The organism is Rhizobium sp. BK181, assembly GCF_014193305.1.
Classification (GTDB): domain Bacteria; phylum Pseudomonadota; class Alphaproteobacteria; order Rhizobiales; family Rhizobiaceae; genus Rhizobium.
The window spans coordinates 465933-484166 of the sequence record NZ_JACHZA010000003.1; the positions used below are offsets into that span (position 1 = coordinate 465933).

21 protein-coding genes and 1 tRNA gene are annotated in these 18234 nt (G+C 60.5%); 6 read left to right on the top strand and 16 right to left on the bottom strand.

All coding sequences use genetic code 11. From position 1 onward, the window contains the following. Positions 1-114 precede the first annotated feature (114 nt). Entirely contained in the window at positions 115-696 is a 582-nt protein-coding gene (locus tag FHT77_RS12160; RefSeq protein WP_183755269.1) for an OmpA family protein, read from the bottom strand. Between the two features lie 4 nt (positions 697-700). Beyond that, entirely contained in the window at positions 701-1123 is a 423-nt protein-coding gene (locus FHT77_RS12165) for a hypothetical protein (RefSeq protein WP_183755270.1), read from the bottom strand. Positions 1124-1357: 234 nt separating this feature from the next. Here FHT77_RS12165 and FHT77_RS12170 point away from each other — a divergent pair, with 234 nt between their 5' ends. After that, complete coding sequence (locus FHT77_RS12170) at positions 1358-1801, top strand: SRPBCC family protein (RefSeq protein WP_183755271.1); 444 nt, start codon at positions 1358-1360, stop codon at positions 1799-1801. 197 nt (positions 1802-1998) lie between these two features. Here FHT77_RS12170 and FHT77_RS12175 read toward each other — a convergent pair whose 3' ends face one another. The 7 genes from FHT77_RS12175 to FHT77_RS12205 form a co-directional block, all read right to left on the bottom strand. After that, positions 1999-2880, bottom strand: coding sequence for a 3-hydroxybutyryl-CoA dehydrogenase (locus FHT77_RS12175; RefSeq protein WP_016556416.1), 882 nt, complete (start codon positions 2878-2880; stop codon positions 1999-2001). A gap of 148 nt (positions 2881-3028) precedes the next feature. Next, a complete protein-coding gene (locus FHT77_RS12180) occupies positions 3029-3958 on the bottom strand; it encodes an electron transfer flavoprotein subunit alpha/FixB family protein (protein WP_183755272.1) in 930 nt (309 codons plus the stop codon). Positions 3959-3983: 25 nt separating this feature from the next. After that, positions 3984-4733, bottom strand: coding sequence for an electron transfer flavoprotein subunit beta/FixA family protein (locus FHT77_RS12185; protein ID WP_183755273.1), 750 nt, complete (start codon positions 4731-4733; stop codon positions 3984-3986). Between the two features lie 170 nt (positions 4734-4903). After that, a complete protein-coding gene (locus tag FHT77_RS12190) occupies positions 4904-5692 on the bottom strand; it encodes a rhomboid family intramembrane serine protease (RefSeq protein WP_183755274.1) in 789 nt (262 codons plus the stop codon). 43 nt (positions 5693-5735) lie between these two features. Next, positions 5736-6314, bottom strand: a complete 579-nt coding sequence (locus FHT77_RS12195; RefSeq protein WP_183755275.1) for a cob(I)yrinic acid a,c-diamide adenosyltransferase — start codon at positions 6312-6314, stop codon at positions 5736-5738. A gap of 25 nt (positions 6315-6339) precedes the next feature. Then, on the bottom strand, positions 6340-6543 hold the full coding sequence (locus FHT77_RS12200; protein WP_007790735.1) for a twin transmembrane helix small protein: 204 nt from the start codon (positions 6541-6543) through the stop codon (positions 6340-6342). Positions 6544-6563: 20 nt separating this feature from the next. Beyond that, on the bottom strand, positions 6564-7397 hold the full coding sequence (locus tag FHT77_RS12205; protein WP_183755276.1) for an SDR family oxidoreductase: 834 nt from the start codon (positions 7395-7397) through the stop codon (positions 6564-6566). A gap of 77 nt (positions 7398-7474) precedes the next feature. On the opposite strand from FHT77_RS12205, the gene FHT77_RS12210 reads away from it, so the two are divergent. Beyond that, the gene (locus FHT77_RS12210; protein WP_183755277.1) at positions 7475-8389 is read left to right on the top strand and encodes a YihY/virulence factor BrkB family protein; all 915 of its coding nucleotides are present in this window, start codon (positions 7475-7477) and stop codon (positions 8387-8389) included. Here the strand turns inward: FHT77_RS12210 and gluQRS are convergent. After that, positions 8354-9235: a tRNA glutamyl-Q(34) synthetase GluQRS gene (gene gluQRS, locus FHT77_RS12215; RefSeq protein ID WP_183755278.1), complete on the bottom strand. Its 882-nt coding sequence runs from the start codon at positions 9233-9235 to the stop codon at positions 8354-8356. The genes FHT77_RS12210 and gluQRS overlap by 36 nt on opposite strands. Here gluQRS and FHT77_RS12220 point away from each other — a divergent pair. Both FHT77_RS12220 and FHT77_RS12225 read left to right on the top strand, forming a co-directional pair. Beyond that, complete coding sequence (locus FHT77_RS12220; RefSeq protein WP_183755279.1) at positions 9234-9920, top strand: DNA-3-methyladenine glycosylase family protein; 687 nt, start codon at positions 9234-9236, stop codon at positions 9918-9920. The two genes, gluQRS and FHT77_RS12220, sit on opposite strands and share 2 nt — an antisense overlap. Before the next feature lie 110 nt (positions 9921-10030). After that, the gene (locus tag FHT77_RS12225; RefSeq protein WP_007790722.1) at positions 10031-10588 is read left to right on the top strand and encodes an HNH endonuclease; all 558 of its coding nucleotides are present in this window, start codon (positions 10031-10033) and stop codon (positions 10586-10588) included. A 21-nt stretch (positions 10589-10609) separates the two neighbouring features. On the opposite strand, the gene FHT77_RS12230 is transcribed toward FHT77_RS12225, so the two are convergent. The 3 genes from FHT77_RS12230 to FHT77_RS12240 form a co-directional block, all read right to left on the bottom strand. After that, entirely contained in the window at positions 10610-11122 is a 513-nt protein-coding gene (locus tag FHT77_RS12230) for a disulfide bond formation protein B (protein ID WP_183755280.1), read from the bottom strand. A 21-nt stretch (positions 11123-11143) separates the two neighbouring features. Further along, entirely contained in the window at positions 11144-11740 is a 597-nt protein-coding gene (locus tag FHT77_RS12235) for a YqaA family protein (protein WP_183755281.1), read from the bottom strand. 124 nt (positions 11741-11864) lie between these two features. Then, complete coding sequence (locus FHT77_RS12240) at positions 11865-13607, bottom strand: cation:proton antiporter (protein ID WP_183755282.1); 1743 nt, start codon at positions 13605-13607, stop codon at positions 11865-11867. 279 nt (positions 13608-13886) lie between these two features. Between FHT77_RS12240 and FHT77_RS12245 the strand changes: the two genes are divergently transcribed. After that, positions 13887-15017 (top strand): ArnT family glycosyltransferase, encoded by a 1131-nt coding sequence (locus tag FHT77_RS12245; RefSeq protein ID WP_183755283.1) that lies wholly within the window; start codon positions 13887-13889, stop codon positions 15015-15017. 175 nt (positions 15018-15192) lie between these two features. On the opposite strand, the gene FHT77_RS12250 is transcribed toward FHT77_RS12245, so the two are convergent. Together FHT77_RS12250 and FHT77_RS12255 are read right to left on the bottom strand one after the other, a co-directional pair. Beyond that, positions 15193-15277 (bottom strand) — tRNA-Leu (locus FHT77_RS12250). Positions 15278-15397: 120 nt separating this feature from the next. Next, positions 15398-16696, bottom strand: a complete 1299-nt coding sequence (locus FHT77_RS12255) for an MFS transporter (RefSeq protein WP_183755284.1) — start codon at positions 16694-16696, stop codon at positions 15398-15400. A 120-nt stretch (positions 16697-16816) separates the two neighbouring features. Between FHT77_RS12255 and FHT77_RS12260 the strand changes: the two genes are divergently transcribed. Further along, the gene (locus FHT77_RS12260; RefSeq protein ID WP_183755285.1) at positions 16817-17401 is read left to right on the top strand and encodes a TetR/AcrR family transcriptional regulator; all 585 of its coding nucleotides are present in this window, start codon (positions 16817-16819) and stop codon (positions 17399-17401) included. Here FHT77_RS12260 and FHT77_RS12265 read toward each other — a convergent pair. After that, complete coding sequence (locus FHT77_RS12265; RefSeq protein ID WP_183755286.1) at positions 17398-18192, bottom strand: class I SAM-dependent methyltransferase; 795 nt, start codon at positions 18190-18192, stop codon at positions 17398-17400. The two genes, FHT77_RS12260 and FHT77_RS12265, sit on opposite strands and share 4 nt — an antisense overlap. Positions 18193-18234 lie beyond the last annotated feature (42 nt).

Sequence of the window (18234 nt, forward strand, 5' to 3'; positions counted from 1 at the left end):
GCGGCATGGAGAAGAGTTCTTCCGGAGACGACTCTCGTCCGCTGTCGCCTTCGCTCCGCAGCGGTTCATCGGATTGCACGGCGTTTCGTTCGACGCCGTGCAATCCCTGTCAGATTACGATTTGCTCTTGAAGACCCCAAGATTGATGAGTTGCACGCGCCTGTTGTTCGACCCGTTCACATCGGTGCCTTCGATCGGCAAGTGTTCACCAACGCCGACGGCGTAGAGACGTCGAGGATCGACTGCGAAGGTTGTCGAAAGAGCTTCCTTGATGGCCGCCGCACGTTGCTCACTAAGCTCGAGATTGTGCTTTTCATCGCCTGTCGCGCTTGAGTGACCGACAATGAGGAAATTGTAGGCCCATAGGTTTGGATGATGCAGGGCGTCGGCGATCATCCCGAGTGTGCGGTACGACTTCGGCTGAATGGAAACGGAGTCATTCTCGAAATTGATCTCGACAACCATCTGCGGCAGCTTCGCGATCCGCTGCCAATTTGGAAGTGCCGACATCGGCTTGCTTCCGCCACTGATCGCCTCCTCGCGCAAAATCACGAGATCGATCACAGGGGCCGCTGCCGTCAGTTTGCCCAGTCCCTTGACGATCCGCTCTTGCGACACCTCCTGTGCGGCGGCAAGTCCGGGAAGGAGAGCCGCGACGGCGATGGCCAGGGACATCCTTGAAAAAATGCGCTTCATTGGTTCATCTCCATCCCGCATCGGTAATGACCTGGTTGCATTCCTTGCTGACACGCTTTTCCTTCGTGACGAGGCAGGCGAGAACAAAGCCGTCACCCTTGATGCCGGAGCAGCTCTTCGACATGTCCCTCTGACAGACTTGTTTGTACGACACCTGGGCATGTTCGCGCTGAGTGATCGACTGGAAGGCGGTGCTCAACGAGCCCTTGCAAGTTGCCGACACCTTGGCGGCGTTCTGCTGCAGGCAATCTGCAATTCGCCCATTCCCGAGATTTAGCCCCTTGCAGAGTTTCTGGATGTCCGCGCCGCAGTCATCCGCCAGCTTCGTCACCGCATCCGCGTAGCTCAAGGTCTGGGCGCTCGCTGCTCCGGAGTGAAAGGCGCAGGCAACTAGGACGATCGCCACCGTTAAATTGCGTTTCAACATTTCGCACTCTTTCTGTCAGATCGGATTGAGATTGAACGCGCAGATCATGCATAAGATGGCATCATTGGGGACGTATATTACTGTAAAGAACGCCCCCTCAGATGGGATCGCTTTGCCGGTTTCGCTCGGCAGACCGAGCCAGGCTGGTGCCAAATATTCAATCCCGTTGTCGGATTGACCGTAGCAGGTTCGTCCTATGCGCGTTCTAAGAGTTCAATCCAAAGGAGGAACGTCATGCCCAACACGATACGTCTTCACCGCGTCCTGGCGACCAGTCCCGAGAAAGTCTATCGCGCATTCCTGGAACCGGACGCGCTGGCCAAGTGGCTTCCACCCAATGGATTTACCTGCACTGTCCACGATCTGGAGGCCAAGGTCGGCGGAACACACCGCATGTCGTTCCGGAATTTCACGACCGGCGGGAGCCATTCTTTCGGGGGCAGCTATCTCGAACTGGCGCCGGGCGAGAAGCTTCGCTACACCGACAAATTCGATGATCCCAACTTGCCCGGCGAGATGGAAGTCACCGTGACATTTCGAAAGGTCTCGGTCGGCACAGAGCTCGATGTCGTCCAGGCGGGCGTACCAGACGTGATTCCTCCGGAGGCATGTTATCTTGGCTGGCAGGAATCGCTTCGCAACCTGGCGAAGCTCGTCGAGCCCGACATCAAGGAGTAGCTCTCAAACCAGCGTTGAGCGGAATCAACCGCTTGGGCGGCAAGAAAAGCAAAAGGAAGGCGGAACTTAACGATTGGCGCCGCCTGCCTTGATGCACGAGCCGGTCAAAACGAGGAAATCCGAATTCGCGCCGAGCGAGCGCTCACGGCGTTGGTAGTGGAGCAGGGGATTCCCGCTGCTCTGGCCGCCGCCAAACCTTAGCGCGTCGGGATCGGCGTTTCGCCGCGATAGTCGTAAAAGCCGCGGCCGGATTTACGACCGAGCCAGCCGGCCTCGACATACTTCACCAGTAGCGGGCAGGGGCGGTATTTGGAGTCGGCGAGGCCGTCGTGCAGCACCTGCATGATCGACAGGCAGGTGTCGAGACCAATGAAATCGGCGAGCTGCAGCGGTCCCATCGGGTGGTTGGCGCCGAGCTTCATTGCGGTGTCGATCGCATCGACAGTGCCAACGCCTTCATAGAGCGTGTAGATCGCCTCGTTGATCATCGGCAGCAGGATCCGGTTGACGATGAAAGCCGGGAAATCCTCGGCGACCGTCACGGTCTTTTCCAGCGATGCGACGAATTCCTTGGCTGTCGCGAAGGTCACTTCGTCGGTCGCGATGCCGCGAACCAGTTCCACGAGTTTCATGACCGGAACCGGATTCATGAAATGGATGCCCATGAAGTGTTCGGGCCGATCGGTGGTTGAGGCAAGCCGGGTGATCGAGAGCGAGGATGTGTTGGTGGCAAGGATCGCTTCCGGCTTCAGGACCGGACAGACCTGGGCGTAGATCTTGCGCTTGACGCTTTCGTCCTCGGTCGCCGCTTCGATCACCAGATCGCAGGCGGCGAGATCGTTGAGGTCGGAGGAGCCTGAAATCAGGGAAAGCGTGGCGGAGCGCTCGTCGTCCGTCATCTTGCCACTCGTTACGTGGCGGGCAAGGTTGCCATTGATGGTGGCGAGACCGTGCTGGACGCGTTCGTCGGAGAGATCGTAGATTTGGACCTTGTAGCCGGCCGTTGCCGAAACCTGTGCGATGCCGCAACCCATCTGGCCCGCGCCGATGATACCAACCGTTTTCAACACCGCATTCATCTCCAAACCCCCGCTCGGCATGCGCCGCCGCGCCGCCGCATTTTTCTAGCAAAACTGCCGGACGAATGATCGCCCGGCAGAAGTAGTAGCCCTTAAAAAGATAATTTTCCAGTCATTCGCAAGTGCGAAATGATGGCATCTGCTCGTTTCAAAGGGCCTTCTGCAGTTCCGGCAGGGCATCGAACAGATCAGCGACGAGGCCGTAGTCGGCGACCTGGAAGATTGGCGCCTCTTCGTCCTTGTTGATGGCGACGATGACCTTCGAATCCTTCATGCCGGCGAGATGCTGGATGGCACCGGAGATGCCGCAGGCGATGTAAAGGTCAGGTGCCACGACCTTGCCGGTCTGCCCGACCTGCCAGTCGTTCGGGGCGTAGCCGGCATCGACGGCGGCGCGCGAGGCGCCGACGGCGGCCCCGAGCTTATCGGCGACCGGCAGGATGACTTCCTTGAACTTCTCGGCCGAGCCCAGCGCCCGGCCACCCGAGATGATGATCTTCGCCGAGGTCAGTTCCGGTCGGTCGGAGGCCGACAGTGCGTCCTTGACGAAGGTCGATAGACCGGGATTGGCAGCAGCCGCGACGGTCTCAACCGCGGCGGAACCGCCTTCGGCAGCGGCGGCGAAGGAGGCAGTGCGCACGGTGATGACCTTCTTGGCGTCGGTCGCCTGTACCGTCTGGATGGCGTTGCCAGCATAGATCGGCCGCTTGAAGGTGTCGGCAGAGACCACTTCAATGATCTCGGAGACCTGGGCGACATCGAGCAGGGCGGCGACGCGCGGCATGACGTTCTTGCCGGTTGAGGTGGCGGCGGCGATGAGCGTGTCATAGCTTGCCGCGAGTGAAACGATCAGGGCCGCCAGGGGTTCGGCGAGGTTGTTGGCAAGGACTGCGTCCTCCGCAACCAGCACCTTGGAAACACCCGACAGCTTGGCAGCTTGTTCGGCGGCGGCCTTGGCGCCGGCACCCGCGACGAGGATGGTGACGTCGCCGCCGATCTTCGATGCTGCCGCCAGCGTCTTGGCTGTCTGGTCGGAAAGGTGGCTGCCGTCGTGGTCAGCCAGAAGAAGAATGGCCATGGATATAATCTCCCTTTCTCGAACCCTAGAGGACGCCGGCTTCGGTCTTCAGCTTTTCGACCAGCTCGGCGACCGACTTGACCTTGACGCCCGCCTTGCGGCCGGACGGCTCTTCGGTCTTCAAGACCTTCAGGCGCGGCGCGGTGGAGACGCCGAAATCGGCGGGGCTTTTCTTGTCGAGCGGCTTCTTCTTCGCCTTCATGATGTTCGGCAGCGAGGCATAGCGCGGCTCGTTCAAGCGCAGATCTGATGTGACGACGGCCGGGAGCTTGACGTCGATGGTCTGCAGGCCGCCGTCGACTTCGCGCGTCACGGTTGCCTTGCCATCACCGATTTCGATCTTCGAGGCGAAGGTTGCCTGCGCGGTGCCGAGCAGCGCCGCCAGCATCTGGCCGGTCTGGTTGGAATCGTCATCGATCGCCTGCTTGCCAACGATGATGAGACCCGGCTCTTCAGCGTCGACGACGCCCTTGAGGATCTTGGCAACGGCCAGCGGTTCGACGGCATCGTCGGTCTCGACGAGAATGGCGCGGTCGGCACCCATGGCGAGCGCGGTGCGCAGCGTCTCTTCAGCCTTGGCAGGACCGATCGACACGACAACGACTTCCTCGGCCTTGCCGGCTTCCTTCAGCCGCAGCGCCTCCTCCACCGAGATCTCGTCGAACGGGTTCATCGACATCTTCACATTCGCGAGTTCTACGCCTGTGCCGTCCGGCTTCACGCGGATCTTCACGTTGTAATCAACCACCCGCTTGACGGGGACGAGAATTTTCATGGGGTCCTTCCTTCAACTCTTTCGCCAAGAAAATGCGCGTTTTGGCGCTGCTCCGATTGTCGAATGGCGACATGGATACGCGTTTTTCCTCCAAACACAACGCTTCCATGACGCAGACAGGCAAATTGAGCTGTGAATATATTACGTTTACGTTCACGTCAATGTTGGAGTTATTGTTTGTCCCAGGGCAGCCGCGGACGTAGCGGTTGGCCAGGTACCGCGACCATTGCCGGGTTGGGCGTCGGCCGGTCCCTGACAGCCCTCGGCATGACGACTTCGCGATCGAAAAGCGGAACGCCGCGGCGGCGCATGACGAGAACCAGAACGCCACCGGCGACGATGCCGCCGACATGCGCGCCCCAGGAAATGCCGCCGTTTGGGTCCAGCACCAGCATGACGAACTGCTGGCCGATCCACAGAAGCAACGGGACGAAGGCCGGCAATGGCAGCGGCACGCGCATCAGCACCAATACCCAGACTTTCACACGGGGATGCAAGACGACGTAGGCGGTGACCACGCCGGAGATCGCGCCGGAGGCACCTACAAGCGGCGCTTCCGATGTCGGGCCCACGAGCCCATGGACGAGAGCGCCGGCAGCCGCGCAAAGCAGATAAAAGACAAGAAAACGGAAATGCCCCATCGCGTCTTCGACATTATCGCCGAAGACCCAAAGGAAGAGCATGTTTGGCGCGAGGTGCCAGAAACCGGAATGCACGAAGGAGTAGGTAATGTAGGTCAGTGGTTCGGGGATGAGGGCCAGCGCCGGCGCCAGCGTTGCGTGATGAAAGGATACCGCAGGAATGTAACCCAGGCCGACAATCGTCGCCTGCGACACAGACTGGCTGGCGACAACCCCGGTGAATAGCCAAATCGCGAAGTCCACCGCGATCAGCGCCATCGTCACCCATTGGACCTTGATATGCTTCAGCGTATTGGCATCGTGCAGTGGTATGAACATGAAGCCTGCCCCCGGCGTTCGCGTCACATAGTCGCGGAGGAACCTACCTGTTTTTCCCCGGAACCCAAAGCACATCCGCGTGCCCGCGGTCATTGGCATGGCGGGCGGCGACGAATAGGAAGTCGGAAACGCGGTTGACGTATTTCAATGCCGCTTCACTGACGACTTCGCCGTCGGCGCGGGCGAGCTCGACCATCAGCCGCTCGGCCCGGCGTGCGATCGTGCGGGCGAGATGAAGGTGTGCCGCGGCTGAGTGACCACCTGGCAGCACGAAAGACTTCAGAGGCTGCAGGTCCGCGTTCAACTCATCGATGTCACTCTCGATGCGTGCGACCTGGCTATCGACGATGCGCAGCGGCTCGTGTGTCAGCGGCTTGCCATCGTCGGGCGTCGCAAGGTCGGCGCCGAGGTCGAAGAGGTCGTTCTGGATCAACATCAGCATCCGCTCCAGGACCGGCATGCCCTGCATATGCAGGCGCGCGACGCCGATCGCGGAGTTGGCTTCATCAATCGTCCCGTAGGCTTCGACACGTAGATCGTATTTCAGGCGACGCGGCCCGGAAACAAGCGCCGTCGTGCCGTCATCGCCGGTCTTGGTGTAGATCTTATTGAGCCTTACCATGCCTCTCCCCTCTCTCTTCCCCGCCTTAGCTAGGGCGGCCGCCACCGGTCAGCCAGAGCGTCAGCATGATCAGGAGCACGGCGATTGCCTGCAGCAGCACGCGCAGCTGCATCAGCTTGTTGGAAAGATTCGGATTGCCGCCCTTCATCATGTTGAAGAGCCCGCGAATCAACACGAGGGCGACGATGCCCATGACGATGATCGCGAGGATATAGGTGACCGTGGACATGCTGGCTTTGGCTTTCTTGATCAGTCCACCCAGCGCATCAGGCGGTAGAAGAGGTCAGCGGGCAGCAGCCTCTTCAGCACCATGCCCTGCTTTGCCGGCGTGGTTACGGGGTAATGTGGTTTCGGATTGCTGGAGTTCAATGCGTGCTTCAGCACGGCATAAACGGCGTCCGGACCGAGCTTATGTCGATTGGGACTACCCGAGCCGTCAAGGCGTGCAAGCTGACGGCGGTAATCTGCCGCATGCACCGAGTTCTTGACGTCGATGTGCTCGTTGATTTTTGCGAGTGCGTTTGCCGTGAAGCGGGAGGCAATCGGCCCGGGTTCGATCAGGCTCACATGAATGCCGGTGCCCTGCAGCTCCATGCGAAGGCTGATGCTGAGGCCTTCGAGTGCGAACTTGGAGGCGGTGTAGGCACCGCGGAAGCGATGCGGCACGACGCCGAGGATCGATGAGCATTGCACGATCCGACCCTGGCCGCGCTTGCGCATCAGCGGCACCACCTGGCGGGTCAATTCATGCCAGCCGAAGACGTTCGTTTCGAATTGAGCGCGCAGGGCATCCGTTGGTAGGTCTTCCACGGCGCCGGGCTGACCATAGGCGCCGTTGTTGAACAGCGCGTCGATGCGTCCGCCAGTTAGCGCCACCACATCGCGCACAAGATCCGAGATCGTATCGGGGCGGGTATAGTCCATACGGAGCGCTTCGATGCCGTCGGCTTCGAGCGATGCCAAGTCATCAAACTTGCGTACGGTCGCGAAGACCCGCCAGCCATCAGCTTTCAGCGCGCGGGCGCAGTGCGCACCGATGCCGGAAGAGCATCCTGTCACGATGATAGTGCGCTGATCCGACATGGAATGATTCCTGTACAAAATGGGAGTGGTTTCCCATATTCGAACGGGCGATACAACGAAGAAAGCCGGGAGACGCAATGCCGAAGATAATGCGCATCTTCTATGATGTGGTCTACGATGCTATCTGCCACCTTATAGAGGACGACGGCTTCGCGATGGCGAGCCATGTCGCATTGTCCACGCTTCTGGCGGTATTTCCCTTCCTCATTTTTGGGACGACATTGGCGACCTTCCTGGGGGCCGACCAGTTTTCCGATAGGGCGATACATCTGATCTTCGATACCTGGCCCGAGGCGATCGCAAAACCGCTCGTCGATCAGGTGATTCAGGTTCTGACGGTACCGCGCGGCGGCCTGCTCACGGTGTCCGTGCTGGCGGCCGCCTACTTCGCCTCGAACGGCGTGGAGGCGCTGCGAATCTCGCTCAACCGCGCCTACCGCGTCCAGGAAACGCGGCCATGGTATCTCACGCGCCTTGCAAGCCTTGGCTATGTCGTTATCGCGGTCATCATCTTTGCCGCCGTCAGCATCCTGCTTGTCGCCGTGCCGCTGGCTCTCGACTATGCGCGCCAGTGGTTCCCGCTCTTTGCCGATACGCTGGAGGTTGTCTTCAGCTGGCGTGTCTACGGTACGTTGTTCATGCTGACCGTCGGCCTCTTCGTCGTGCATCTGTGGCTGCCCGCGGGGCGTCGGCGCGTGTTCGACGTGGTGCCGGGAGTCCTGGTGACGCTCCTGCTCTGGTTGGCGGGAGCGCTGATCTTCGCCTACTACCTGGCGACCTTCGCGAATTACACCGCGACCTACGCCGGCCTGGCATCGGTTATGATCGTTTTGATCTTTCTTTATATGGTCGGCGTCATCTTCATCATCGGTGCAGAGCTCAATGCCGCGCTCCTGAAGTTTCGAGTACGTGCGATCTTCAAGAGCAATTTTTTGGGCGGTGGGCAGGGCAAGACCTCAAAGCCCCACAAGGCGGCGGATATCGGCGGGTGACAGGCCGCGCTCGCGAAGCTCGGCAAGCCCCGTATCGCTTCGGCTCTTCGAAAGCTTGCGTCCGTACTCATCGGTGATCAGCCGATGATGATGATAGATTGGCACCGGCAGGCCGAGCAGATTTTGCAGCAGCCGGTGCACCGAGGTCGAATGAAAGAGATCGAGCCCGCGGACCACGTGGGTGACCTCTTGCAGGGCGTCGTCAAGAACCACCGAGAGATGGTAGCTCGACGGCGCATCCGACCGCGATAGGACGACGTCCCCCCAGGCACTAGGATCTGCAGCGATCCGGCCACGGTCGCCGTCTCCTGTCTCCTCCCAGGAAATGGCGCTGCCCGCAGCCGTCAAGGCCTTCGCCATATCGAGACGCCAGGCGTGCTTCGTGTCAGATGCGAGCAGTTGCTGACGGTCGAGCGCGGAGCGGTCACGATCGTCGGGTGGATAGAGCGGCGAGCCGTCGGGATCACGCGGCCAGGGTTTGCCAGCGGCTTCGGCGGCAGAAGCCCGCGTCTTGATTTCGCCTCGCGTCATGAACGATGGGTATGCGAGGCCGCGCCCGATCAGGTTGTCGAGTGCCGTCTGGTATTCCGCAAAATGCTCCGACTGACGCCGCACCGGGCGCTCCCAGTCGATACCGAGCCATTCAAGATCGGCGTAGATGCCGGCTTCCAATTCGGGTGTACAGCGCGTCAGGTCGATGTCTTCTATGCGCAGCAGGAAACGTCCATCCGACAATGCCGCCATGTCCTGGTTGAGAAAGGCCGACAGGGCGTGGCCAAGATGTAGTGGGCCATTGGGGCTTGGCGCAAAACGAAAGACAAGCTTTTGACGGGGAATCGCGGTCATGCTTTCTTCTGCCACGGATTCGGTGGGATCGCGAGGAAGCGTGCTGATCATTCGCAGTGACGACGATGTGAGGGAAGGGCTGGAGAGCCTGCTTCGCCTCGACCCGCGGCTTTCTACCATTGCAGTCGAGGCCGGGCCGCTGCCGTTGCGGCTGCGTGAGCCCGGTTTTGAGGGGCTTGCGCACATCATCGTCTCGCAAATGGTGTCGCGCGCCAGCGCCGAAGCGATCTGGAAGCGGATGCAGCCGGCCGGAGGCTTGCTGACCGCCGACAACTATGTGCTACTTCATCCCGACGCATGGCGGCAGTTCGGCCTTTCGCGCGCCAAGGCCGAAACGCTTGCGCGCATTGCCGAGGCGGTGGCTTCCGGTCGCCTCGATCTGCTGGCGCTCTCTGCGTTGCCGCCCGAGGTGGCGCTGGCAGAGCTGACGGCTCTCAAGGGCGTCGGTCCCTGGACCGCCGAGGTTTATCTGATGTTTTGCGGCGGCCACGCGGACGTATTTCCATCCGGCGACGTCGCTTTGCAGAACGCCGTGGCTGCGGCATTCGGTCTCGGGGTTCGCCCACCGCCCCGCGAGTTGGCCTCGCTGGCTCGTGCATGGTCGCCATGGCGTTCAGTCGCGGCAAGGCTTTTCTGGGCCTATTACGCCGTCAAGCTCGGTCGCGGCATATTGCCGATCGACTGAACTGCAGTGCTTGAACAACAGGATTGATGCCTGAATTTATTAGACTTCACAATGCCGTCACAACCGGCCTAATATAAGAGGGCAGATGCCGAATCGATCAGGAGAGTCCCTTGACGATTGCAGTCTCCCCACAGGCCCTGCCGGCGCTCGTCCTGAACGCTGACTACAGGCCCCTGAGTTATTACCCCTTGTCGCTGTGGTCCTGGCAGGACGCGATCAAGGCGGTATTTCTCGACCGTGTGAATATCATTGCAGAATACGAACATTCGGTGTCCTCGCCGAGCTTTTCGATGCGGCTCCCGAGCGTCGTCTGCCTCAAGACCTACGTCCAGCCTTCCCGCAATCCGGCGTTCACCCGCTTCAACGTGTTCCTGCGCGACAAGTTCGAATGTCAGTATTGCGGCGAACATGACGACCTGACGTTCGATCACGTCATTCCGCGCGCCCATGGCGGGGAGACGACCTGGCAGAACGTCGTTGCGGCCTGCTCTCCCTGTAATCTCAGAAAAGGCAGCAAGCTGCCGAAGCAGGCTGGCATGTTCCCGAATCAGAAGCCGTACCAGCCTACGGTGCAGGATCTGCACAACAACGGCCGGCTTTTCCCGCCGAATTACCTGCACGACAGCTGGCTCGACTATCTGTACTGGGATAGCGAACTGCAGCCCTGATCAGTTTCGAATCGGAAAGGCTCAAGCCGTCTTGCGGACGCCGATGAAGGCGAAGGCGGCCAGGACCAGGCTCGCGATCACGTTCCAACCGGCGAAGGACAGGCCGAGGACGCGCAGCGCCGCGTCGGTGCAGGACGGACCCTTGATGCTGTTCAGTTCGCCCAACAGGTCACCGGCGTTCTGCGTCATGCTGCCTGCTGTGGTCGAGCAGGTCGCCGGCCCTTGCCAGAACTGCCACTCGACACCGGCATGGTAAACGCCCATGCCGGCTCCGACGATCATAAGAATACCGGCGGCGAGCAGGAACGCACGGCCGATCCAGCTCGGAAGGCCAACCGCGGAGGCGATTGCGCCGAGGATCGCGATCGGAATGCCGTAGTAATAGGGCTGGCGCTGCAGCAGGCAAAGGGCGCAGGGAATATAGCCGCCGATATACTGGAAGCCGAGCGCGGTGCCGACTACCACCGCCATGCCGAGCGCGAGTGCCAGCGAATAGCCGATGACTGGGCGTGCAAGGGAAAACGAGGCAGGCATGTAGGACTCCGCGGAAATGGCTCAGTGGGCAAGTAGTTTATAGGCAATCCCAAGCGCAATGGCGACGGCGGCAACAACACCCGCAACCTGCCCAAGACGCTTTTCGATGAAATGGCGGATCGGCTCGCCGTAGCGGCGCAGCAACCACGCCAGGAACAGGAAGCGTGCACCGCGTGCAACGATCGCCGAGATGATGAAGAAGCCGAGATTCATGTGAATGACGCCGGCAAGAATCGTCACCACCTTGATCGGCGGCAGATGCGCCAAGCCGGAGGTTACGAGCAGGAGCAGGAGAATTTCCCACTCGTCATGAATATAGAGCCTCAGCTGCTCGAAGGCGTCGAGCTTGCCGTAGAATTCCAGAACAGGGCGAGCGATCGCATCGTAGGCATAGTAGCCCAGCGCCCAGCCGGCGATGCCGCCGAGCACCGAGGCAACGGTCGCGACCAACGCATAGCGATAGGCGCGCTCGGGCTTTGCAAGCGCCATCGGCAGGAAGAGAACATCGGCGGGAACGAGAAAGACGGAACTTTCAACGAAGGCGATAACGGCAAGCCAGACTTCGGCCGATTTCCGGGCGGCGAGAGACATGGTCCAGTCGTAGAGTCTGCGGAGCATTCCAATCCTTTCGCTTCGAGCGCATGAGCTTTATGAGGCGTCGATGCGGCTGTAAATGGTCGCTGTGTCGTTCGTAGGGTGACGTGCCAAAAAATCTTCGTGATCGCACTCGGCGCCGGATGCGTCACGATGCGACGCTGGAGGGTTGATTGCGTTGTTGCCGCATCACATTCATTTCGGTGCGTTCCCGCGCCATTTCGCTGACGGCCTGACGCAGGATGGGGTGCTTTGCGGTAAACATGTTGAAGTCGCGCCGTTCGAGCACAAGGAACTGGCAGAAGTCGACGGCGACGACATCCGCTGTGCGACGCCCACCGCTGAGGAGCGCCATCTCCCCGAAGAAGGCCCCCGGTTCGAGCGGGATCGGGCCGTCCGGGAGTTGCACCTCGACGGCACCGGAAGACAGGAAGTACAGGCCATCGCCGCGATCACCCTTCCGGATTACGCGTTCGCCAGGCAGCGCCGATTTCGGACGGAAGAGAAGCAGCAACTCTTCCTGCGAGTCCTCGTCCACCTTGGCGAACAACGGGAAGGTCTCGATAAGCTCCTGCATCTCGAGCTGATGCTGATGTTCGCGTGCTTCGTTGATCGCCCGGATCTTTTCAAGTTCACGGCCGAGTGCCTCATGCCGACGGCGGCCAAAGTGATTGGTGAGGACCGGCCACCTTGTGTGCACCCGATTGTGCAGCACTTCGGCGCCAGCACAGACAAGCGGATTGAGGATAATCGAAATGATCGCCGATCCGAGGATGATGTCTTTGCCGTCAGCCGGCAGCAGTCCGAGCGAAACGCCGAGACTGGCGAGAATGAACGAGAATTCGCCGATTTGCGCCAGGCCGCCGGATACGGTCAGTGCCATTCCGATCGGATAGCGAAGCAGGACGACAATCAGGAAAGAGATGACAGCCTTGCCGACGATGATCAACGCCAGCGCGCTGATCACCGCCATCGGCTGGCGCACCAGGATCGACGGGTCGAACAGCATCCCTACGGAAACGAAGAACAGCACGGAAAAGGCGTTCTGAAGCGGCAGCGAATCCGCAGCGGCCCGATGGCTGAGATTGGATTCGCTCATCACCACGCCGGCGAAAAAGGCGCCAAGCGCGAACGACACGCCGAAGATTGCCGCCGAGCCGAATGCGATACCCAGCGCTATCGCGAGTACCGTCAAGGTGAAGAGTTCTCGTGAGCCGGTTCGGGCGACCAGCGTCAGGAGCCAGGGCACGATCTTTGGTCCGAGAAAGATTGCCATGACGGCAAAGGCACCGACTTTCAGGAGCGTCAGCGCAATCGTCATGGGAAGCGGCAGTCCGGCGCCGGCGCCATCTGCGGCGTGGCCCCCGAGCAATCCGGCAAGGGCAGGCAGCAGTACCAGCGCCAGAACCATGGCCAGGTCTTCGACAATCAGCCAGCCGACAGCCACGCGGCCGCTGGCCGAATTCAGCAGATTACGCTCCTCCAAGGCCTTCAGCAGCACGACCGTGCTCGCGACAGACAGGCTGAGGCCGAACACTATCCCCGCGCCGAGGCCCCAGCCCCACCAGCTGGCGAGCCACATGCCAATCAGGGTAACGATGGCGATCCTGGCGAGCGCGCCTGGCACGGCGATACCGCGCACGGCGAGCAGATCAGCGGTGGAAAAATGCAGGCCGACACCGAACATCAGCAAGATGACGCCCATCTCGGCCAACTGACTTGCAAGCTCGGTATCGGCGACGAAGCCAGGCGTCATCGGCCCCATGGCAATGCCGGCGAGAAGGTAGCCGACCAGTGGCGGCAGACGCAGTCGGTCGGCGATGTAACCGAGGATCGCCGCACAGACGAAACTCACGGCAATTGTGGCAATAAGCGATACTTCCTGATGCACGCGCGCGCTTTCCTTTTTGGCGGCCGCAGTTTGGCGGAAACGCCTCAAAAGTTAAACAGTTGATTTGCAACCTCCAACCAAATGGTGGGTAGAGCCAGATTGCGGCGGCAATGCTGCCACCGGGTCGGCTCGGCAAGCGTTGCGTTGGAGCAACACTCCCCGCAGGAACGGCGCTGGTAAGTCCCCGAAGTTACAGGTGAACTGTTGTGCGGTTTATCAGAGGAATTGCATGTTTCTGCCACAGAGCATTGTTCAGACGAGCGGAGATGGGGCCGAAATTTGACGGATACTACTAGTGGTTCATATGTTTCCCCCCGCCGTTCGACGCGGCTAAGCACACTCCTTCCCGTCCTTCTGCTGGCAACGTACTTTACCGCGAGCTTCGTCCTTCGGCTGCTGCGCGGCGGCGATCTCGCCTCCGACGAGGCGGAACAAGTCGCACTCTCGCATGCGTTGCAATTCGGTTATGGCGACCAGCCGCCTCTCTACAACTGGGTGTTCTACTGTTTCGCCAAGGTCTTCGGCGTGTCAGTCGATACGCTGGCATTCATGAAGAATGCGACGTTGCTGATGAGCTGCCTGTTTCTTGGCTTGGCTGCTCGCAAAGTGATGGGAGAGCGTGACACTGCCTGGATTTCCATTCTCGGCTTCCTGAGCCTGCCGGCGGTCTTTCTGCTGTCGCAGCGGGATTTGACCCACAGCATTGGCGCCTTCGCTGCTGTTGCGCTGTTCCTCTACGTGCTGACGTTAGTGGCCGAGCGCCCGTCGGCTGGCAACTACGCGCTTCTCGGCGCGGCGGCCGGCCTGGGATTTCTGGCAAAGTACAACTTTGCGATCATCCCCGTGGCGACCGTAGTTGCGCTCCTGCTTGAACCCAGCCTGCGCCGATTGGTTCTCAACTGGCGGCTGGCCGTGACCATTGCGGTTGGTCTCGCTGTTGTTGGCCCGCATGTTTATTGGGCGATAACACATCTCGATGCGGCAACCGGTGACACGGTGACAAAGATGCAGGCAGCATCGAGCCACGGGATGCCTCTGCAGCTCATCGCCGCCTTGGAGTTGGTGGAATCAATTGTCAAATGCTGCGCATTGACGATCGCTGTTCTCGCCGTTGTCTATCGCGGGCATCTCCGCACCATTTTCGCTGCGAGCAGCGAATGGACGCGGGTGATCGGCCGGATGCTTGTCGTCAGCATGTTTCTGGTCTTCGTCATCATGCTGGCTGTCGATGCGACGATGATGCGCCCGAAGTGGATCTCGATCTTCTTCGTCGCATTCCCCCTCTATCTCGCATGTAAGGTCGATGCGGCAGGGGTCCACGTCCCCGGGGCAATCAGCAAGCTTACCGTCCTCGTTGGGGCAATGATCTTTATCTCACTGGGCGTCGTTTTCGCAGGAAGCTTTCACTGAAGATCCTGCTTGCGGCGGTGCTTGAGCACCGCTTAGGCGCAATCCGCGCCGAGTGGTTGCCATTGGCGCGCCGCATTGAGCGATCGTGCTGGAAACGTGTCGACCAGGCCTGACAAAAAACACCCGAGAGAAACTGTCCGGTGGTGATGTCTGGCAGCGGCAGTGGGATTGTCGGTGGTGCCCCATGCCGGGGTCGAACCAGCACTTCTTTCGAAACTCGATTTTGAGTCGAGCGCGTCTACCAATTCCGCCAATGGGGCAACGGATACCGACGAGGCGGCTGTCTAGCATGCGTTCGCCCGCGCGCGCAAGACGGCGGGCGAAGTTCTCGGCTTGATTTATTGGAGTTTCCGGCCCGCCGTCTCAGGCCGGAAACCGTGTCAGTGTGCGCCGGCGGCAGCGGGTGCGTGAAGGCCCGACTTCTTCAGCGTGATCGCGAGGACCGAGGCGAGCAGGCAGAAGGCGCCGGCAATGAAGAAGGCGGGCAGATAGCTCTGCAGTTCTGTTCGCGACAGGCCGGCGCCATAGGCGGCGGTGGCAGCACCCAGCTGATGGCCGGTGAAGACCCAGCCGAAGACGATGCCAGCTTTTTCGCGGCCGAAGCGGTCGGCGGCGATCTTCACGGTCGGTGGAACGGTGGCGATCCAGTCGAGGCCGTAGAAGACGGCGAAGATCGACAGGCCGTAGAAGGTGAAATCGCTGAATGGCAGGAACAGCAGCGACAGTCCGCGCAGCCCGTAATACCAGAAAAGCAGCCAGCGATTGTCGAAACGGTCGGACAGCCAGCCAGAGCCGATCGTGCCAAAGAAATCGAAGATGCCCATTACGGCGAGAACGCTGGCCGCAGCCACCGGCAGGATGCCGAAATCGCCGCAGAGCGTCACGAAATGGGTCTGGATCAGGCCGTTTGTGCTCAGTCCGCAGATGAAGAAGGTGGCAAAGAGGATCCAGAAGGTCGAGGTCTTTGAGACCTCCTTGAGGACGACGACAGGTGCGGCGAGCATGGTGAGCAGTCCGCCGGTCCGCGCGGGCGGCGGCGTCACCTGTGCCTCTCCGAAGGACGGCAGGTTGAGATCGGAGGGGCGGTCGCGCATGAAGGCGAGCACGACGAGTGCCGCAAACAGGATCATGCCGCAGACGAAGAAGACCGTCGCGCGCCAGCCGTAGCTTTCCGTCAGCTGCGCCATCATTGGCAGAAAGACCAGCTGGCCCGTGGCGGAACTCGCCGACAGCATGCCGACCACGAGGCCACGGTGCCTGGTGAACCAGCGGGCCGAGACGGTGGCGGCGAGCACCATGGCGGTCAACCCGGTGCCGAGGCCGACAACCACGCCCCAGAGCAGCAGAAGCTGCCAAAGCTCAGTCATGAACAGCGAGCCGACGAAGCCGCTTGAGATCAGGATCATCGCGAAGACGATCACCTTGCGGACGCCAAAATAGTTCATGAACGCGGCCGAGAAAGGCCCCATGAGACCGAAGAGAATCAAGCGGACGGCAAGCGCCGACGATATCTGCGAGGTCTCCCAGCCGAATTCATCCTGAAGGGGCTTGATCAGGACGCCGGGGGCGCCCATCGCGCCGGCTGTCACCAGCATGGTCAGGAAAGTTGCGGCGACAACAATCCATCCATAGTGGATGTTGCGTCGCGCCAGCGATGAGGCAAGTGCAGTCGATACCATAATGACGCTTCCGTCTGGGGTTGTCGTACGATCTGGATTTTAGATGATGATCATCATAATTATTGCATATTGATGATGGACATCATATAAATTGTCAAGCTGCCAATTGCGGAGAAATGAATGCGGGTCAGCCGAGAGAAATTTGCCGAAAATCGCGAGAAGATCCTGCAGGTCGCAGGCGTGCTGTTTCGCGAAAAGGGTTTCGACGGTATCGGCGTCGCCGACATCATGAAGGCGGCCGGGATGACGCATGGCGGATTCTACGGGCATTTCGAATCGAAGGAGGACCTGGCGCTCGAAGTCAGCCGCACCTTGATCGAAAAGGTGAAGATCCGCTGGAACGAGATCATTGCCGCGGCACCGGGGCAGCCTCTGGATGCGCTGCTCAATCACTATCTGTCCCGATGCAGCGTCGATGATCCAGGCGGCAGCTGTGTCTTTGCATCGCTTGCCCAGGAGGTCAGCCGCAGCCGCGGGCCGATGCGCGAGACCTTCAATGACGGGCTTTCGATGCTCGTCGATATTCTATCCGGTATCGTTCCCGGCGAGACGGCTGAGGAGCGGCGCGCGAAGGGCTTCACGACCCTGTCAGCGATGATGGGCGCCGTCGTTCTCGCACGCGCCGTCGAGAGCCGCGAGCTCTCCGATAGCTTTCTCTATACCACGCGCAATGCGCTCTCTCTTGCAAATCGGGTCGACGGCTAGCTTCGGCGTGCGATCAGGCCGCCGATCTCCACCACCTCCGCGAAGGTGCCCTCCGGCGACAGCTTGAGAAGGCTGTTGCGCAGTTCTGCCTCGAAGGCGGCCGTTCTTTCGCCGAGCGCCTGTGGCGATGTCACCGAGGTGGAAAAGGCGCGGCCGACGATATCATCAAGGCCAAGCTTGCGTTCCCTGATAACCGAGATCCGCTCCAGATCGTTGAAGGGTGAGCGAAGCAGGATGTTTTCATGCTCTATCCAGTCGGGTGCCTTGCGTCGTTCGCGATCGGCATTGCGCTCGGGTGCGAAGGCTTCAGCAAGAGGGTTCACGGCCTGTCGCCACTCCGGCGTCGAGGAGATGTGACGGTCGCCAAACAACACCACGCAGCCGTCGGCAACGGTGATCTCATCGAGCGCAGTCAGCGTTGCTAGTCGGTCCATCCAATGGAAAGAACGCCCCATGACCGTCATCTTCAGGGGTGCGAAGCGTGAATCAAGATCATAGGAAGAGCCTTTGACAAAGGTGACATCAACGCCGGCAGCGGCGGCATCAGCGTAGGCCGCCTCCAGCATCTCGGGCTCGGGGTCGAGGCCTGTCACGGCCGCCTTGGCCAATCGCGCGAAGGCGATGCCGAGCTGGCCGGGACCGCAACCGAGATCGAGCAGGCGTTCGCCGGGCGCAAGACCCGCGCGCTCAGCGATCCGCTCGATCAGTTCATCCGGATAGGGGACGCGATAACGCGTGTAGTAGGCGGCGGTAGATTGAAAGCGGCGGGCCTCGAAGGGAATGGTCGTCATGGTGGATCCTTGAGAGGAATGCGCAAACCGAATTGGCCGGTT

Excerpts from the sequence above, each read along its gene's own strand:
- FHT77_RS12160 (WP_183755269.1), bottom strand. The coding sequence starts at position 696 with ATGAAGCGCATTTTTTCAAGGATGTCCCTGGCCATCGCCGTCGCGGCT.
- FHT77_RS12165 (WP_183755270.1), bottom strand. The coding sequence starts at position 1,123 with ATGTTGAAACGCAATTTAACGGTGGCGATCGTCCTAGTTGCCTGCGCC.
- FHT77_RS12170 (WP_183755271.1), top strand. The coding sequence starts at position 1,358 with ATGCCCAACACGATACGTCTTCACCGCGTCCTGGCGACCAGTCCCGAG.
- FHT77_RS12175 (WP_016556416.1), bottom strand. The coding sequence starts at position 2,880 with ATGAATGCGGTGTTGAAAACGGTTGGTATCATCGGCGCGGGCCAGATG.
- FHT77_RS12180 (WP_183755272.1), bottom strand. The coding sequence starts at position 3,958 with ATGGCCATTCTTCTTCTGGCTGACCACGACGGCAGCCACCTTTCCGAC.
- FHT77_RS12185 (WP_183755273.1), bottom strand. The coding sequence starts at position 4,733 with ATGAAAATTCTCGTCCCCGTCAAGCGGGTGGTTGATTACAACGTGAAG.
- FHT77_RS12190 (WP_183755274.1), bottom strand. The coding sequence starts at position 5,692 with ATGTTCATACCACTGCACGATGCCAATACGCTGAAGCATATCAAGGTC.
- FHT77_RS12195 (WP_183755275.1), bottom strand. The coding sequence starts at position 6,314 with ATGGTAAGGCTCAATAAGATCTACACCAAGACCGGCGATGACGGCACG.
- FHT77_RS12200 (WP_007790735.1), bottom strand. The coding sequence starts at position 6,543 with ATGTCCACGGTCACCTATATCCTCGCGATCATCGTCATGGGCATCGTC.
- FHT77_RS12205 (WP_183755276.1), bottom strand. The coding sequence starts at position 7,397 with ATGTCGGATCAGCGCACTATCATCGTGACAGGATGCTCTTCCGGCATC.
- FHT77_RS12210 (WP_183755277.1), top strand. The coding sequence starts at position 7,475 with ATGCCGAAGATAATGCGCATCTTCTATGATGTGGTCTACGATGCTATC.
- FHT77_RS12220 (WP_183755279.1), top strand. The coding sequence starts at position 9,234 with ATGCTTTCTTCTGCCACGGATTCGGTGGGATCGCGAGGAAGCGTGCTG.
- gluQRS (WP_183755278.1), bottom strand. The coding sequence starts at position 9,235 with ATGACCGCGATTCCCCGTCAAAAGCTTGTCTTTCGTTTTGCGCCAAGC.
- FHT77_RS12230 (WP_183755280.1), bottom strand. The coding sequence starts at position 11,122 with ATGCCTGCCTCGTTTTCCCTTGCACGCCCAGTCATCGGCTATTCGCTG.
- FHT77_RS12235 (WP_183755281.1), bottom strand. The coding sequence starts at position 11,740 with ATGCTCCGCAGACTCTACGACTGGACCATGTCTCTCGCCGCCCGGAAA.
- FHT77_RS12255 (WP_183755284.1), bottom strand. The coding sequence starts at position 16,696 with ATGGTATCGACTGCACTTGCCTCATCGCTGGCGCGACGCAACATCCAC.
- FHT77_RS12260 (WP_183755285.1), top strand. The coding sequence starts at position 16,817 with ATGCGGGTCAGCCGAGAGAAATTTGCCGAAAATCGCGAGAAGATCCTG.
- FHT77_RS12265 (WP_183755286.1), bottom strand. The coding sequence starts at position 18,192 with ATGACGACCATTCCCTTCGAGGCCCGCCGCTTTCAATCTACCGCCGCC.